Source organism: Sphingomonas yantingensis, from assembly GCF_014199325.1.
In the GTDB taxonomy this organism is placed as follows: domain Bacteria; phylum Pseudomonadota; class Alphaproteobacteria; order Sphingomonadales; family Sphingomonadaceae; genus Sphingomonas; species Sphingomonas yantingensis.
In genome coordinates this window covers 755,733-770,155 of the sequence record NZ_JACIJJ010000002.1, presented here as the reverse complement: position 1 = coordinate 770,155, position 14,423 = coordinate 755,733, and the positions used below count along the sequence as shown (strand labels likewise).

Below are 14,423 nucleotides of genomic sequence, written 5' to 3'. Positions count from 1 at the left end.
GTCGACGGCCTCGCCGCCGAGCGCGAGCAGGGGATCACGATCGACGTCGCCTATCGCTTCTTTTCGACCGAGAAGCGCAAGTTCATTGTCGCCGATACGCCCGGGCACGAGCAATATACGCGCAACATGGTGACCGGCGCGTCCACCGCCGACCTCGCCGTCATCCTGATCGACGCGCGCAAGGGCGTGCTGACGCAAACGCGGCGGCACAGCTATCTCGCGCATCTCGTCGGCATCCGCCACGTCGTGCTGGCGGTGAACAAGATGGACTTGGTCGGCTACGACCAACAAAAGTTCGACGACATCGTCGCCGATTATCGAGCGTTCGCCGAGAGCATCGGTATCGCCGCCTTCACCGCGATGCCGATCTCGGGGTTTAGGGGCGACAACATCACTACCCCCTCCCCCAACACGCCCTGGTACACCGGTCCCTCGCTTGTCGAGCATCTGGAACGCGTCGAGATCGATGCCGAGCGGGATCGCGCCCGGCCGTTCCGCCTGCCCGTCCAGTGGGTCAACCGCCCCGACCTCGACTTTCGCGGGTTCGCCGGGCTGATCGCCGGCGGCGAGGTGCGCCCGGGCGACAAGGTGCGCGTGCTCCCCTCGGGCAAGATGAGCAGCGTCGCGCGGATCGTCAGCTTCGGCGGCGACCTCGACGTGGCCGTCGCGGGCCAGTCGGTGACGCTGACGCTTGCGGACGAGATCGACTGTTCGCGCGGCGACGTGATCGCCGCCGCCGACGCGCCCCCGCAGGCCGCCGACCAGTTCGAGGCGACCTTCGTCTGGATGGCGGACGAGGCGATGCTGCCGGGGCGCAGCTATTGGCTGAAGCTCGCGACGCAAACCGTGAGCGCGACGGTGCAGGCGCCCAAATACCAGATCGCCGTCAACACGATGGAGAAGCTGGCGGCCAAGACGTTCGACCTGAACGCGATCGGTGTCGCCAACCTGTCGACCGACAAGCCGATCGTGTTCGAGGCTTACGGCGACAACCGCACGCTCGGCGGGTTCGTGCTGATCGACAAGCTGACCAACGCGACCGTGGCGGCGGGGATGCTGCACTTCAGCCTGCGCCGGTCGCAGAACGTCCATTGGCAGCCCGTCGACCTCGACCGCGAGCATCACGCCGCGCTCAAGAACCAGAAGGCCGCCGTCCTCTGGTTCACCGGCCTGTCGGGGGCGGGCAAGTCGACGATCGCCAACCTCGTCGAGAAGAAGCTGGCGCGGATGAACCGGCATACCTTCCTCCTCGACGGCGACAATGTCCGCCATGGCCTCAACAAGGACCTGGGCTTCACCGATGCCGACCGCGTGGAGAATATCCGCCGGGTGGGCGAGGTCGCCAAGCTGATGACCGATGCCGGCCTGATCGTCATCACCGCTTTCATCTCGCCGTTCAAGGCCGAGCGCGAGATGGTGCGCCGGATGATGGCGCCCGGCGAGTTTCTGGAGGTACATATCGACACCCCCCTCGCCGATGCCGAGGCGCGCGACGTGAAGGGCCTTTATGCCAAGGCGCGCGCGGGCCAGCTCGCCAACTTCACCGGTATCGACAGCCCCTATGAGGCGCCCGACGATCCCGAAATCCGCATCGACACGACTGGCATGACCGCCGAGGAGGCCGCCGACGCGATCGTCGAAAGGCTGATCCCATGAGCGCGATGGACGACGCCGACCTCGCCGCGCATCTGGCCGAGACCGCGGGCCGCATCCTGCGCGACGTTCGGGCGAGCGGCGTCTTCTCGCCAAAGGCGCTTGGCAAGGCGGGGGACCAGACCGCCAACGCCTTCCTCGTCCACGCGTTGCGCGAGGCGCGTCCTGACGACGGCCTGCTGTCCGAAGAGGCGAAGTGCGACGGTACGCGCCTGACCAGATCGCGCGTCTGGATCATCGATCCCGTCGACGGCACCCGCGAATATGGCGAGGCGCGTGCCGACTGGGCGGTCCATGTCGGCCTTGCCATCGACGGCGAGCCGGTGGTCGGCGCGGTGGCGCTGCCCGATGCGGGCGTGGTCCTCCGCTCCGACCGTGCCGAACCGCTCCCTCCGCCAGCCGATCCCCTGCGCATGGTCGTCAGCCGCACCCGCCCCGCCCCGGAAGCCGTCGCCGTCGCCGAACGGCTCGGCGCCGCGCTGATCCCGATGGGATCGGCGGGGGCAAAGGCGATGGCAGTCGTCCGCGGCGAGGCCGACATCTACCTTCACACCGGCGGCCAGTATGAATGGGACTCGATGGCGCCCGTCGCCGTCGCGCTCGCCCACGGGCTCCATTGCTCGCGGATCGACGGCACCCCGCTGCGATACAATCGCGAAGACGTGTATCTGCCCGACCTCTTGATCTGTCCGCAGGCGCTGGCCGGGCAGGTTCTAGCGACGGTGGGCGAGGCTCAAGAAGCGGGCGAAGCCGCAAACTGACGCAACCGACGGGCGCGCATCGCGCCCGCTGGTCGCGTACCGATCAGGACAGCGCTTCCACGACCATGGCGATGCCTTGCCCGCCGCCGATGCACATCGTGACCAGGCCGTAGCGGCCACCGCTGCGCTGCAGTTCATAGACGCACTTCACCAGGTTGATCGCCCCGGTCGCGCCGATCGGATGGCCGAGCGAAATCGCCGACCCGTTGACATTGGTCCGTGCCGCATCGAACCCCAGACGGCTGGCGACGGCGCAAGCCTGTGCCGCGAACGCTTCGTTCGATTCGATGATGTCGATGTCGCCCAGAGCAACGCCCGCGCGTGTCAGTGCCACCGGCACCGCTTCGACCGGGCCAAGCCCCATCAACGACGGTTCCACCCCGGCGAGACCCCATCCGACGATCCGTGCGACCGGCTGCTTGCCGGCACGTGCGGCGCCGGCAGGGGAGGCGAGCACCAGCGCCGCCGCGCCGTCGTTGATCCCCGACGCGTTCCCGGCCGTCACCGTGCCGTCCTTTGCAAAGGCCGGCTTCAGCGCCGCCATGTCCTCGATCCGGGCATCGTGGCGGACATGCTCGTCCACGTCGAAGATGACGCTCCCCCGGCGCCCCTTCACCTCTACCGGCACGATCTGATCGCGAAAGCGGCCCTCCGCGATTGCCTGTGCCGCTCGCCTGTGGCTTTCCACGGCCGCGGCATCCTGCGTCGCGCGGTCGACACCATCGGAACGCGCGACATTCTCGGCGGTGATGCCCATATGGTAGTTTTCGACAGGATCGCTGAGCGTCCGCGTCAACGCGTCGAGCATCACCGCGTCGCCCATGCGCTGGCCGAAGCGCGCCGTCGTGACATAGTGCGGCGCGCGGCTCATATTCTCCGCCCCGCCCGCCAGCGCGACATCGCATTCGCCGAGTGCGATCGCCTGCGCCGCGGAGATTACCGCCTGCAGTCCCGATCCGCACAACCGGTTGACGGTCAGGGCAGGCGCAGCGACCGGCACGCCGGCTGTCAACGCCGCGACACGGGCGATATACGCGTCGGCGGGGGTGGAGGGGATGACATTGCCCAACACCACCTGCCCGACATCCGCCGGTGCGACCCCGGCGCGGGCCATCGCCTCGCGCAGCACCAGCGCGCCGAGTTGTGCGGCCGGCACGTCCTTCAACGCCCCGCCGAACCCTCCGATCGCGGTTCGCGTGCCCGCAAGGATCAGGATATCGTGCATGCTTCGCTCCCTTCGTGACGCCAGTTGGCACTGCGTACGAATGCTGCGGTGCAGCGGCAAACCGGCCCGGAAGCCATCATGACCGCGATGCCTGTGCGTCAGCAGGCCCTGTCATCGTGTCCGTGATGATCGCGCCGGCCCTGTTGGTTGCGGTGCAATAGTGCCGCAAGGCATCCGCGTCTCTTCAGGGGAGTCGCTTTGCAGACGTTCGTTCCCGAATCGATCACGTGGCCGGACACCGCACCAGCGCTTCGTGCCCAGGTTCGCGCGCTGGTAGCGGCGCATGTCGACCGCGGCGATCCGCGTCGCCTCGCCAACAGCTGGGCCGTGCCTGATCCGCGGTTCAGCCGTGCACTCGGTGCGGCCGGGCTGATCGGCATGACCTGGCCCCAATCCTATGGCGGGCATGAACGCTCGCCGCTCGAACGCTATGTCGTGCTGGAGGAATTGCTGGCGGCAGGGGCGCCGGTGGGCGCCCACTGGATCGCCGACCGACAGACCGGCGCGCTGCTCATCCGCTACGGCACCGAGGAAGCGCGCGAGCGGTGGGTGCCCGGCATGGCCCGCGGCGAGATATACGCCTGTATCGGCCTGTCGGAGCCCAATGCCGGATCTGATCTCGCCTCGGTCCGTGCGACCGCACGGCACGACGGCGACGACTGGATCCTCGACGGGCAGAAGGTGTGGACCACCAACGCTCACCACGCGCATGTCATGATCGCGTTGATGCGGACCGAGGAAGGATCGGAACGCAACGCCGGCCTCAGTCAGTTCCTGGTGCCCATGGACGCGCCGGGCGTCTCGATCCGGCCGATCATCGACCTGACCGGCGGGCACGATTTCAACGAGGTGTTCTTCGACGGCGTCCGCCTTCCCGCTAACGCGCTGGTCGGGGTCGAGGGTGACGGCTGGCGGCAGGTGACGGCCGAACTGTCGCTCGAACGCTCGGGGCCGGAGCGCTATCTGTCGTCGACCGCGCTGCTGATCGAGCTGATCCGCCGTGCCGGCGCGCATCCCGATACGGCGGTCCGCGCGCTCATCGGGCGGCTCGCGGCTGAGACATGGACGCTTCGCCTCATGTCGGCGTCCATCGCGGTCAAGATCGCCCGCGGCGAGGATCCGGCGCTCGAGGCGACGATGGTCAAGGACCTCGGCAACAGCTTCGAACAGGCCATCCCCGAACTGGTGCAGGCCGCGGTCGAGGTCGATCCCGCCGGCCCCGAGCCGCTCGGCCTGGTGCTGGGGCATCTGCTTCAGCTGTCGCCCTCCTTCTCGTTGCGCGGCGGGACGAGGGAAATCCTGAAGGGTATCATTGCCCGCGGACTGGGACTTCGATGAACGAACAGCAGCAGATGATTGCCGAGATGGCGGATGACCTGTTCGCCGATCTGAGCGCGCGAAAGACGTCCGATTCGTCATGGGAAGCCATCGAGTCGGTGGGGCTGCCATCGCTGATGGTCGACGCCGACCGGGGCGGATTCGGCGGCAACTGGTGCGATGCGGTGATCGTCTTTCGCCTCGCGGGCTATCGCGCCCTTGCCCTGCCGGTCGTCGAGGCGACGATCGCCGCGGCCCTCGCGGATGGGGCATTCGACGGACGCGGCACGATCGCACCCGCGGCCGAGGGGACGCTGGCGGGAGATCGCTTCGACGGCACGATCACCGGCGCTGCCTGGGCGGAGGGCGCAGCCTATGTCGTCGCCCCGGCACCGGGGGGCGGATCGATGATCCTCGACATGGCGCAGGCCTCGATCGGCGGCGCCGCCAACATCGCGGGCGAACCGCGCGCGAACCTGGCGTTCCAGGGCGCGACGGCCAGGCGCCTTCCCGCCGACATATTCGCGCTCGGCGCGCTCGCCCGAGCGGCGCAGATCGCCGGTGCGCTCGACGCCAGCCTTGCGATGTCGGTCGCCTATGTGAACGAGCGCAAGCAGTTCGGGCGCCCCCTCGCCAAGTTCCAGGCGGTCCAGCAAAGCCTCGCGACCTTTGCGTGCGAGGCGGCGGCCGCGAATTGCGCCGCACTGGGCGCCGCGCAGGCGCAGGGGCGCGGCGACGGCGACTATGCGATCGCCGCGGCCAAGCTGCGCGCCAACCGGGCGGTCGGCGTGGGCACCGCGCTCGCCCATCAGGTGCACGGCGCGATCGGCTTCACGCACGAATACCCGCTGCATCCGCTGACCCGTCGGCTCTGGGCCTGGCGATCCGAATTCGGCGGCGACAGCCACTGGTCGGGCGTACTGGGCGATCGGATCTGCGCGCGCGGTGCCGACCAATTCTGGGCGGACCTGACCGCCGTTACGGACTGACGAGGAAGATACCGATGCGCGATGCCGTCATCGTCGCCACCGCCCGCACGCCGATCGGTCGTGCCGGGCGCGGGGCGCTCAACAATCTCGACGGGGCCGAGCTTGGCGGTATCGTCGTCGCCGAGGCGGCGCGCCGCGCCGGCCTTTCGGGCGAGGAGATCGACGACGTACTCCTGGGCGCAGCGCGCCTGGAGGGGCCGCAGAGCGGCAATATCGGCCGGACCAGCGCCTTGCGTGCGGGACTTCCCGTGTCCGTGCCCGGTGTGTCGCTGGATCGGAAATGCGCCTCGGGCCTCAACACGATCGCGATCGCCGCACAGAGCGTCATGGCGGGCCTGGGCGACATCTATATCGCCGGCGGTCTCGACAGCTGCTCGCTGGCCTTACCGAACACGCGCAGCGACCGGGCGGTCAACCCATGGCTCAAGACGAACGTCGCGGGCGCCTATGATTCGATGATCCAGACCGCCGAGACCGTCGCCCGCCGCTACGGCATCGATCGCGAAGCGCAGGACCGCTATTCGCTGGAGAGCCAGCAGCGCACCGCCGCGGGACAGGCAGCCGGCCGCTTCGATGCCGAGATCGTGCCCGTGACCGCCGTCAAGCTTTTGAAGGACAAGGCGGGCGAGGTCACCGGCGAGGAAACCGTGACGCTCGACCGGGATGAGGGCAACCGGCCCGATACGAGCTACGAGGGTCTCGCCGCGCTGAAACCCGTGGTAGAGGGCGGCTGCATCACCGCGGGCAATGCCAGCCAATTGTCGGACGGCGCCAGCGTCTGCGTGGTCATGAGCGCGGATGAAGCGAAGCGTCGGTCGCTCGCCGCGCTCGGAATCTTCCGCGGCTTCGCGGTCGCGGGCTGCGGGCCCGACGAGATGGGGATCGGTCCCGTCTTCGCGGTGCCGCGCCTGCTTGAACGCGCCGGGCTCCGGATCGACGACATCGGCCTGTGGGAGCTGAACGAGGCGTTCGCCGTACAGGTCCTATACTGCCGCGACACGCTCGGCATCGATCCGGCGCGGCTCAACCTCGACGGCGGCGCGATCGCGATCGGCCATCCGTTCGGCATGTCGGGATCGCGGATGACCGGCCATGCCCTGATCGAGGCGAAGCGGCGCGGCGAGAAATACGCCGTCGTCACCATGTGCGCGGCGGGCGGCATCGGCGCGGCCGGCCTGTTCGAGATCGTATGAGCATCGACCACCAACAGGCGTTCGGCGGCACCGGTGCGATCCGCGCGGGTCACGGCTTCGACGTCGAGGCGCTTGATGCGTGGCTGACCGCAAACCTGCCCGGCTATGCCGGCCCGCCGACGGTGACCCAGTTCAACGGCGGCCAGTCGAACCCGACCTATCGCCTCGACACGCCTGGACGCCGCTATGTCCTGCGCCGAAAGCCGCCAGGGCCGATCCTGCCGGGCGCGCACGCCGTCGAGCGAGAGTACCGGGTGATCGCGGCGCTTTCCGATGCGGACTTTCCCGTCGCCCGGCCGCTCGCGCTCTGCGAGGATGCGGGCGTGATCGGCACGCCCTTTTACGTCATGGCGTTCGTGCCGGGCCGCATCTTCTGGAACTCGACGATGCCGGGCCTCGATCCGGCCGACCGCGCCGCGCATTTCGACGCGATGAACGCGACGATCGCCCGGCTCCACACGCTGGATGTCGATGCGCTCGGCCTGTCGAGCTATGGCAAGCCCGGCAATTACTTCGAGCGGCAACTGGCCCGCTGGTCGCGCCAGTATCGCGAGGACGTCGATGCCGGGCGCAACGAGCATCTCGACAGGCTCATCGACTGGCTGGGCGCGAATACACCGCCGGGTGACGAGACGACGCTGGTCCATGGCGACCTTCGCGGCGACAACTTCATGTTCGACGATGCCGGACCGCGCGTCCTCGCGGTGCTCGACTGGGAGTTGTCGACGCTGGGCCATCCGCTCGGCGACTTCACCTATCACCTGATGATGTATCGCCTCCCGCCCGACGTGCTCGGCGGCTTTGCAGGGGCCGAACTCGCCACTCTGGGCATCCCGGAGGAAGCCGACTATGTCGCCGCCTATTGCCGGCGGACGGGGCGCGGGGGCATCGACGCGCTGGACTTCTACCTTGCCTTCAACATGTTCCGCTTCGCCGCTATCCTGCACGGCGTGAAGGGACGGCTGATCCGCGGCAATGCCGCCTCCGCAACGGCGCAATCGCTGGTCGACACGCTGCCCAAACTGGCGCGGATCGGCTGGGAACAGACGGGAACCCGCTGATGTCCACCTATGAAAGTCCAGCGGTCACGCCGCGCGCCGCCGAGATCGGCGACCGGGTCGAACGCTTCGTCCGCGATGTCGTCGCGCCGTTCGAGCGCGATCCGCGTCGCGACGCCCATGGCCCGACCGACGCGCTCGTCCACGAGCTGCGCGGGCTGGCACGCCAGGCCGGGGTGCTGACGCCGCACATCCTGCCCGGCGGCGGGCACCTGACCCAGCGCGAAACGGCGTACGTGCTGCGCAAGTCGGGCCTGTCTCCGCTCGGCCCGCTTGCCTGCAACACCATGGCCCCCGACGAGGGGAACATGTTCCTCCTGGGAAAGGTCGCGACCGAAGCGCAGAAGGCTCGCTTCCTCGCCCCCCTGATCGCCGGCGATGCGCGCTCGGCCTTCCTGATGACCGAACCAGCGGTCGATGGCGGCGCGGGTTCGGATCCGTCGATGATGAGGACGACGGCCACGCCAGCGGGCAACGGCTGGACGATCAACGGGCGAAAGGCGTTCATCACCGGCTATGCCGGCGCGAAGGTCGGCATCGTCATGGCGCGCACCTCGGCAGAGGGCGAGCCCGTGCGCGCGACGATGTTTCTGATCGACCTGCCCCACCCGGCGATCACGATCGAGCGCGTGCTAGACACCATCGACAGCTCGATGCCCGGCGGCCATTCGGTCCTATCGATCGACGATCTGCACGTTGACGGCGATGCCGTCCTCGGCGCACCGGACGAGGGCCTGCGCTATGCCCAGATCCGCCTCAGCCCCGCGCGGCTGTCGCATTGCATGCGCTGGCTGGGCGCGGCGACGCGCGCGAACGAGATCGCGACCGCCTATGCCCTAAAACGACAGGCCTTCGGCAAGCCGCTGATCGATCACGAGGGTGTCGGTTTCATGCTCGCCGACAATCTTATCGACCTCAAACAGGCCGAGCTGATGACCGACTGGGCGGCGGGTATCCTCGATACCGGCGATCTCGGCACCGCGCAGAGCTCGATCGCCAAGGTCGCCGTGTCGGAAGCGCTGATGCGCGTCGCCGATCGCTGCGTGCAGGTAATGGGCGGGACCGGCGTGACCGGCGATACGATCGTCGAGCAGGTGTTCCGCGAAATCCGCGCCTTCCGCATCTACGACGGACCGAGCGAGGTCCATCGCTGGAGCCTGGCCAAGAAGATCAAGCGCGACGCGCGATGATGGGTGCCCGGCGCCCGCCCGCGACGGGCGCCGTGGCCGTCATTCGATGATGCCCAGGACCGTCCCGACCTCGTAGCTTTCGCCCGGCTCCTTCAGGATCTTCAACGTGCCGCTGGCCGGGCTTTCGACCTCGTTGGTCGATTTGTCGCTTTCGAGCGCGAAAAGCGGCTCGCCCTCGACCGCCTGCCCGCCGTCGGCAACCAGCCATTCGGCGAGCACGCCCTCGTTCATCGAAAAGCCGAGCTTGGGGAGCAGTACTTCGGTCGCCATCGTCAGTTATCCTGTTTGCAGAGCGTGATTGCCGCCTCGGCGATCCGCCTGGCGTCGGGCGCGTAGGCGGCTTCGAGTGGCTTGGAGAAAGGCACGGGCGCATAGGGTGCGCCAAGCCGGGCAACAGGGCGCTTCAGCGTGCCGAACAGCTCCTCCGAAAGGACCGCCGCAACCTCCGCGCCGACGCCGAACTGCGTCACCGCCTCGTGCGTGACGAGACAGCGTCCCGTCTTGCGCACCGACGCGAGAACCGTCTCGCGATCCCAGGGCGAGATGGTGCGCAGATCGATGACCTCAGCCGAAAAGCCAGCCGCCTCGATCGCGTCGGCGGCCGCGACCGCTTCGTTCAGGACGCGCGAGTAGCTTACGATCGTGACGTCGGTGCCTTCTCGCGCGATCCGGGCCTTGCCGAGCGGCACGACATGGCCGGGCTGCGCCCCCTCGCCGCCGCTCCAGTAGGCGGGCAGATTCTCGATGTAGAGCACGGGGTCGGGATCATCGATCGCTGCGCGCATCAGGCCATAGGCGTCGGCGGGGTTGGACGGCGCCACCACCTTCATGCCCGCGGTATGCGCGAACCACGCTTCCAGATAGTCGCAATGCTGTCCGCCCGAGGAGAAGCCCGTGCCCGTCATGGTGCGGATGACGATCGGCACATGCGTCTGACCGCCCGACATGAAGCGCAATTTGGCGGCGTGATTGACGATCATGTCCATCGCCACCGTCGTGAAGTTCATCAGCATGATCTCCGCCACGGGCTTGTAGCCGACGAGGCTGGCGCCGATCGCGGTGCCGATGATCGCCTGCTCGGCGATCGGTGTCGAACGAACGCGATGCTCGCCGAACCGGCTCGACAGTCCCTTGGTCACCCCAACGACGCCGCCCTCCTCGGGATCGGCGACATCCTCACCCAGCACGACGACCTTTTCGTCGGCCTCCATCGCATCGGCGATCGCAGCGTTGATCGCCTGGAGGATGGTGACAGGCTTCACCTTCGCCGCCGCAGGCGATTCAGCGAGGTCGGTGGTCATGCTGCAACTCCGTAGACGTCGCGGGTCAGTTCATCGAGTTCGGGGAACGGAGAGGCGAGCGCGAACTCGACGGCCTCGTCGATCGCGGCCTCGATCCCGGCCTCGGCCGCGGCCAGTTCCTCCTCGGTCGCGATCCCCTCGGCGATCAGACGGGCGCGGAAACGGGGCACCGGGTCGGCCTCGACCGCCGCGGCCTTCTGCGCCTTGTCCATATAGCCATCGGCATCGCCAAAGACGTGGCCGTGGAAGCGGAAGGTCATCGCCTCGATCAGGGTCGGCCCCTCCCCCGCCCGTGCGCGGGCCACCGCCTCGCGCGCGGCGGCGTACATCTCGATGGGATCGTTGCCGTCGACGCGGACACCCGGAATCGCATAGCTGCCCGCCCGATCCGCGATCCGCGGCGCTGACGTCGCCTTCTCGTAGGTCGTGTGCTCGCCATAGAGGTTGTTCTGGCAGAGGAAAATCACCGGCAGCTTCCACACTGCCGCCAGGTTCAGGCTCTCGTGAAACGCACCGATGTTCGAGGCGCCGTCGCCGAACGTGGCGACCGCAATCCGCCCGTCTCCCGACAGTTGCGATCCCCAGCCGAGGCCGCACGCGATCGGCATCGACGATCCGACGATCCCCGTCGTCACCATGATCCCCTTGTCGGGATAGGTCAGGTGCATCGGCCCGCCCTTGCCCTTGCAGGTCCCATCGACGCGGCCCGCGACCTCCGCCCACAGATCCTTCAGCGGCATGCCTTTGGCCAGCATGTCGTGAATGCCGCGATAGATGGTAACGAGGTAATCGGTGTCTTCCAGCGCGGTCATCGTCGCGGCGGGGATCACCTCCTGCCCGCGATAACTGTAATAGGGCATGACGAGGCGACCGGTCTTGATGACCTTGCGGCTGCGCTCGTCATTGGCCTTGAGCAGCGCGACGCGGCGATAGATTTCGAGCTGCGTGGCTGCGTCGGGGGCGTAGTTGCTGGTCATCACGAACCTCTTGAATCGCACGGCACGTTGCCGGTCCCCCGATGGCACGAAACGGCGTCGTCGACGATCGTTCGCGACAGCGGTGGCAACGACATCGCCGCTTCCTGACGCGCTTTCACCCGCCGCCCAAGGGGCGCGGGGGCGACATCGCCAATGTGATGCTTGGCCCCGGGGCGGCGGTCCCGGATTGCGCGGCGGGCGATTGAGGAAGAGGTTCCGGGCCGGGACAACGCACCGCGATGTCGGTCGTGACCGCTATTTGGGGAGGATCCATGAAAGCTGCGTATTTGATCGCCGCGGTCAGCCAGCTCGCGCTGGCGTCCACCGCCAACGCCCAGACCGCCACGTCGCAGCCCCCGGCCGAAGCGCCCGCCGCGCAAACCGCTGGGGACGCCAGCGAGACCGACGCGCAGGCGTCGGACCGCGCCAGCGGCGGCGACATCCTCGTCACCGCCCGTCGCCGCGAGGAGCGTATCCAGGACGTTCCGGTCTCCATCACGGCCGTCTCGGGCGAAGCGCTTGTCGAACGCGGCGTCACCGACGCGTTCGGGCTCCAGAGTCAGACGCCATCGCTCTCGGTCACCGCGAACGGCGCCAGCCGCACCAGCGTCGCCTACGCGATCCGTGGGCAGCGCACGCAGGAAGCGCAGTTGCTGACCGACCAGCCGGTCGGCGCCTATTATGCCGAGGTGGTGGCGCCACGCCCCTACGGATTCGGCAGCAACTTCTACGATATCCAGAGTGTGCAGGTGCTCAAGGGCGTGCAGGGCACGCTGTTCGGGCGCAACATGACGGGCGGTGCCGTGCTGGTCGAGCCCAATCACCCCGATCTGAGCGATTATCATGCCGAGGTTACCGGGCAGTACGGAAACTACGACCTCAAAGACGTCACCGGGATGGTCAACATTCCCGTCGTCAAGGACGTGTTCGCATTGCGCGTGGCCGGCAAATATCGCGACCGCACCGGCTTCACCCGCGACGTCAGCACCGGACGCGATTACGACGACCAGCATTATTACGCGTTCCGTGTGTCGGGCGAGCTCAAGCTGGGCCGGCTCCGGAATTTCCTGACCTTCGATTACCTGAAGCAGGACGAACACGGTACGGGCCTGAAGCTGATCGGCTACAATCTGGTCGACCCGCGGAACGGCCAGCCGACGGTTATCGCCCAGCAGATTGGCGCATCGCCCTTCTTCCCGCTGGCAGCGGGCGCCCCGCCGCAGGATCTCGTCGCCAATTTCAATCGCGCGCTCGCTCTGGGCCGTTATCGCATCGATACGGGCGGCGTGGGAACGAACCCGACAATCGATGGCGCGGCCGGCATTCCCTATAACCGGATCAAAAACTACGGCATCATCAACAAGACGACGTTCGACGCAGGCCCGGTCACGTTCAAGAATATCTTCGGGTATCGCAAGATCGATTACGTCAATCACACCGACTATGACGGAAGCCCGAATGCGCTGATCTTCCCGATCCAGTTCTCGAATACCGAGAATTACAGCGAAGAGTTCCAGATGCAGGGAACGCCGTTCGGCGACGCGTTTCAGCTCACGACGGGTGGCTATTTCTTCCTGGAAAAGGGAACGGACGGCGCTTTCGCCAATACGTTCCCGCAACTTACGTCGATCGGATATGCTTCTGGCTTTCCTGCCCTGGCCGGGGTCTTCCTGACGCAGAATGCCGATGCCTTCAACCAGAGCCAGATAGGCGAAGGTCTCGCGCGCAGCTACGCCTTCTATCTGTCGGGAACCTACAACCTGACCGATCAATTCAAGGTTTCGGGCGGCGTACGCTACAACAACGACCTGCGCCGCGCCACGGTCGGCCCATCGGTTCCCAATCTGGTTATCCCCGGCTTCGGCACGGGTTTCTGCGTGTTCAACGGCTTCGGCGCGGTGCCGCTCAACGACTGCTCGTTCACGCGTCGGCTCAAGAACGAGGCCGTGACCTGGGATGCGACGCTCCAATACCAGACGGATTCGGATCTCAACCTCTATGTTTCCGCGCGTCGCGGTTATCGGGCGGGCGGCTTCAACCTGCGTGCGCAGTCGGACGTCGCGTTTCGGCCGTTTCAACCCGAAACGGTTCAGGAATATGAAGCCGGCATCAAGAACAGCTTCGATCTCGGCGTGGGCAAGCTGACCACGAATCTGGCGGCCTTCTTCCAGGACTATAAGAACGTACAGCGCCAGCAGAACATCGTCGTCGGTGCGCAGATCGCGACGATCGTCAGCAATATCGGCGTCCAGCACAACTATGGTGGCGAATTCGAGGCCAATCTGAACTTCGACAATGGTCTCTCCCTCAACCTCTTCTACTCCTATGTCGATATCAAGGTGATCGAGGGCGACAACGGAACCATCGCGCTCAACTCGATTCCGAAGCATCAGGTGGGCGGTGGCATCACCTACAACCGCGATATCGACGGCGTCGGCGATCTGAATGCCAACGTCAACGCCACGTACCGCAGCGACACCCCGCTGGACGATTTCGATCTGGGCGCCGTCCAGCCTGGCTATGCGCTGGCCAACGCAAGGGTCGGCGTCAGTCGGATCGGGGGCAGCAACTTCGGCGTTGCCGTGTTCGCGAACAACATCTTCAACACCTATTACATGCAGGGCGGCCTCTACCTGGCCAGCGGCGGGCCAGCGGTCGGCGGTGTTCCGCCGTCGGGCGGCCCCGGCTTCTCGGCGTCGACATTCGGCGAGCCCCGGACCTATGGGATCGAGCTGTCGGCGAAGTTCTGATCGGGCGCT

Annotated in this window: 12 protein-coding genes; 8 read left to right on the top strand and 4 right to left on the bottom strand. The window is 67.1% G+C overall.

Annotated features, from left to right (window positions below):
- The coding region (cysC, locus tag FHR19_RS09825) for an adenylyl-sulfate kinase (protein WP_184027549.1) at positions 1-1,656 on the top strand (1,656 nt) is incomplete at its 5' end.
- Between the two features lie 5 nt (positions 1,657-1,661).
- The gene (locus FHR19_RS09820) at positions 1,662-2,414 is read left to right on the top strand and encodes a 3'(2'),5'-bisphosphate nucleotidase CysQ (RefSeq protein WP_425505961.1); all 753 of its coding nucleotides are present in this window, start codon (positions 1,662-1,664) and stop codon (positions 2,412-2,414) included.
- 43 nt (positions 2,415-2,457) lie between these two features.
- Here FHR19_RS09820 and bktB read toward each other — a convergent pair whose 3' ends face one another.
- Entirely contained in the window at positions 2,458-3,639 is a 1,182-nt protein-coding gene (bktB, locus tag FHR19_RS09815; RefSeq protein ID WP_184027544.1) for a beta-ketothiolase BktB, read from the bottom strand.
- Between the two features lie 198 nt (positions 3,640-3,837).
- On the opposite strand from bktB, the gene FHR19_RS09810 reads away from it, so the two are divergent.
- The 5 genes from FHR19_RS09810 to FHR19_RS09790 are packed head-to-tail and all read left to right on the top strand — an operon-like array spanning position 3,838 to position 9,386.
- On the top strand, positions 3,838-4,977 hold the full coding sequence (locus FHR19_RS09810; RefSeq protein WP_184027541.1) for an acyl-CoA dehydrogenase family protein: 1,140 nt from the start codon (positions 3,838-3,840) through the stop codon (positions 4,975-4,977).
- The gene (locus FHR19_RS09805) at positions 4,974-5,945 is read left to right on the top strand and encodes an acyl-CoA dehydrogenase family protein (RefSeq protein ID WP_184027538.1); all 972 of its coding nucleotides are present in this window, start codon (positions 4,974-4,976) and stop codon (positions 5,943-5,945) included. Before FHR19_RS09810 ends, FHR19_RS09805 begins: the two co-directional genes overlap by 4 nt.
- 14 nt (positions 5,946-5,959) lie before the next feature.
- The gene (locus FHR19_RS09800; RefSeq protein WP_184027535.1) at positions 5,960-7,138 is read left to right on the top strand and encodes an acetyl-CoA C-acyltransferase; all 1,179 of its coding nucleotides are present in this window, start codon (positions 5,960-5,962) and stop codon (positions 7,136-7,138) included.
- A complete protein-coding gene (locus FHR19_RS09795; RefSeq protein WP_184027532.1) occupies positions 7,135-8,199 on the top strand; it encodes a phosphotransferase family protein in 1,065 nt (354 codons plus the stop codon). The genes FHR19_RS09800 and FHR19_RS09795 overlap by 4 nt, the downstream gene beginning before the upstream one ends.
- Entirely contained in the window at positions 8,199-9,386 is a 1,188-nt protein-coding gene (locus FHR19_RS09790) for an acyl-CoA dehydrogenase family protein (protein ID WP_184027529.1), read from the top strand. Before FHR19_RS09795 ends, FHR19_RS09790 begins: the two co-directional genes overlap by 1 nt.
- A 39-nt stretch (positions 9,387-9,425) precedes the next feature.
- Here FHR19_RS09790 and FHR19_RS09785 read toward each other — a convergent pair whose 3' ends face one another.
- Genes FHR19_RS09785 through FHR19_RS09775 form a run of 3 tightly spaced genes read right to left on the bottom strand, consistent with a single transcriptional unit; the run spans position 9,426 to position 11,664 of the window.
- Entirely contained in the window at positions 9,426-9,656 is a 231-nt protein-coding gene (locus tag FHR19_RS09785; protein ID WP_184027526.1) for a biotin/lipoyl-containing protein, read from the bottom strand.
- A 2-nt stretch (positions 9,657-9,658) separates the two neighbouring features.
- On the bottom strand, positions 9,659-10,687 hold the full coding sequence (locus FHR19_RS09780) for an alpha-ketoacid dehydrogenase subunit beta (RefSeq protein ID WP_184027523.1): 1,029 nt from the start codon (positions 10,685-10,687) through the stop codon (positions 9,659-9,661).
- Positions 10,684-11,664, bottom strand: coding sequence for a thiamine pyrophosphate-dependent dehydrogenase E1 component subunit alpha (locus tag FHR19_RS09775; RefSeq protein WP_184027521.1), 981 nt, complete (start codon positions 11,662-11,664; stop codon positions 10,684-10,686). Before FHR19_RS09775 ends, FHR19_RS09780 begins: the two co-directional genes overlap by 4 nt.
- 272 nt (positions 11,665-11,936) lie before the next feature.
- Here FHR19_RS09775 and FHR19_RS09770 point away from each other — a divergent pair, with 272 nt between their 5' ends.
- Positions 11,937-14,414, top strand: a complete 2,478-nt coding sequence (locus FHR19_RS09770; protein ID WP_184027518.1) for a TonB-dependent receptor — start codon at positions 11,937-11,939, stop codon at positions 14,412-14,414.
- The last annotated feature ends 9 nt before the right edge of the window (positions 14,415-14,423 follow it).

Coding starts and splice junctions, on each gene's coding strand:
- FHR19_RS09770 (WP_184027518.1), top strand. CDS start 11,937: ATGAAAGCTGCGTATTTGATCGCCGCGGTCAGCCAGCTCGCGCTGGCG.
- FHR19_RS09820 (WP_425505961.1), top strand. CDS start 1,662: ATGGACGACGCCGACCTCGCCGCGCATCTGGCCGAGACCGCGGGCCGC.
- FHR19_RS09780 (WP_184027523.1), bottom strand. CDS start 10,687: ATGACCACCGACCTCGCTGAATCGCCTGCGGCGGCGAAGGTGAAGCCT.
- FHR19_RS09800 (WP_184027535.1), top strand. CDS start 5,960: ATGCGCGATGCCGTCATCGTCGCCACCGCCCGCACGCCGATCGGTCGT.
- FHR19_RS09775 (WP_184027521.1), bottom strand. CDS start 11,664: ATGACCAGCAACTACGCCCCCGACGCAGCCACGCAGCTCGAAATCTAT.
- FHR19_RS09790 (WP_184027529.1), top strand. CDS start 8,199: ATGTCCACCTATGAAAGTCCAGCGGTCACGCCGCGCGCCGCCGAGATC.
- bktB (WP_184027544.1), bottom strand. CDS start 3,639: ATGCACGATATCCTGATCCTTGCGGGCACGCGAACCGCGATCGGAGGG.
- FHR19_RS09805 (WP_184027538.1), top strand. CDS start 4,974: ATGAACGAACAGCAGCAGATGATTGCCGAGATGGCGGATGACCTGTTC.
- FHR19_RS09795 (WP_184027532.1), top strand. CDS start 7,135: ATGAGCATCGACCACCAACAGGCGTTCGGCGGCACCGGTGCGATCCGC.
- FHR19_RS09785 (WP_184027526.1), bottom strand. CDS start 9,656: ATGGCGACCGAAGTACTGCTCCCCAAGCTCGGCTTTTCGATGAACGAG.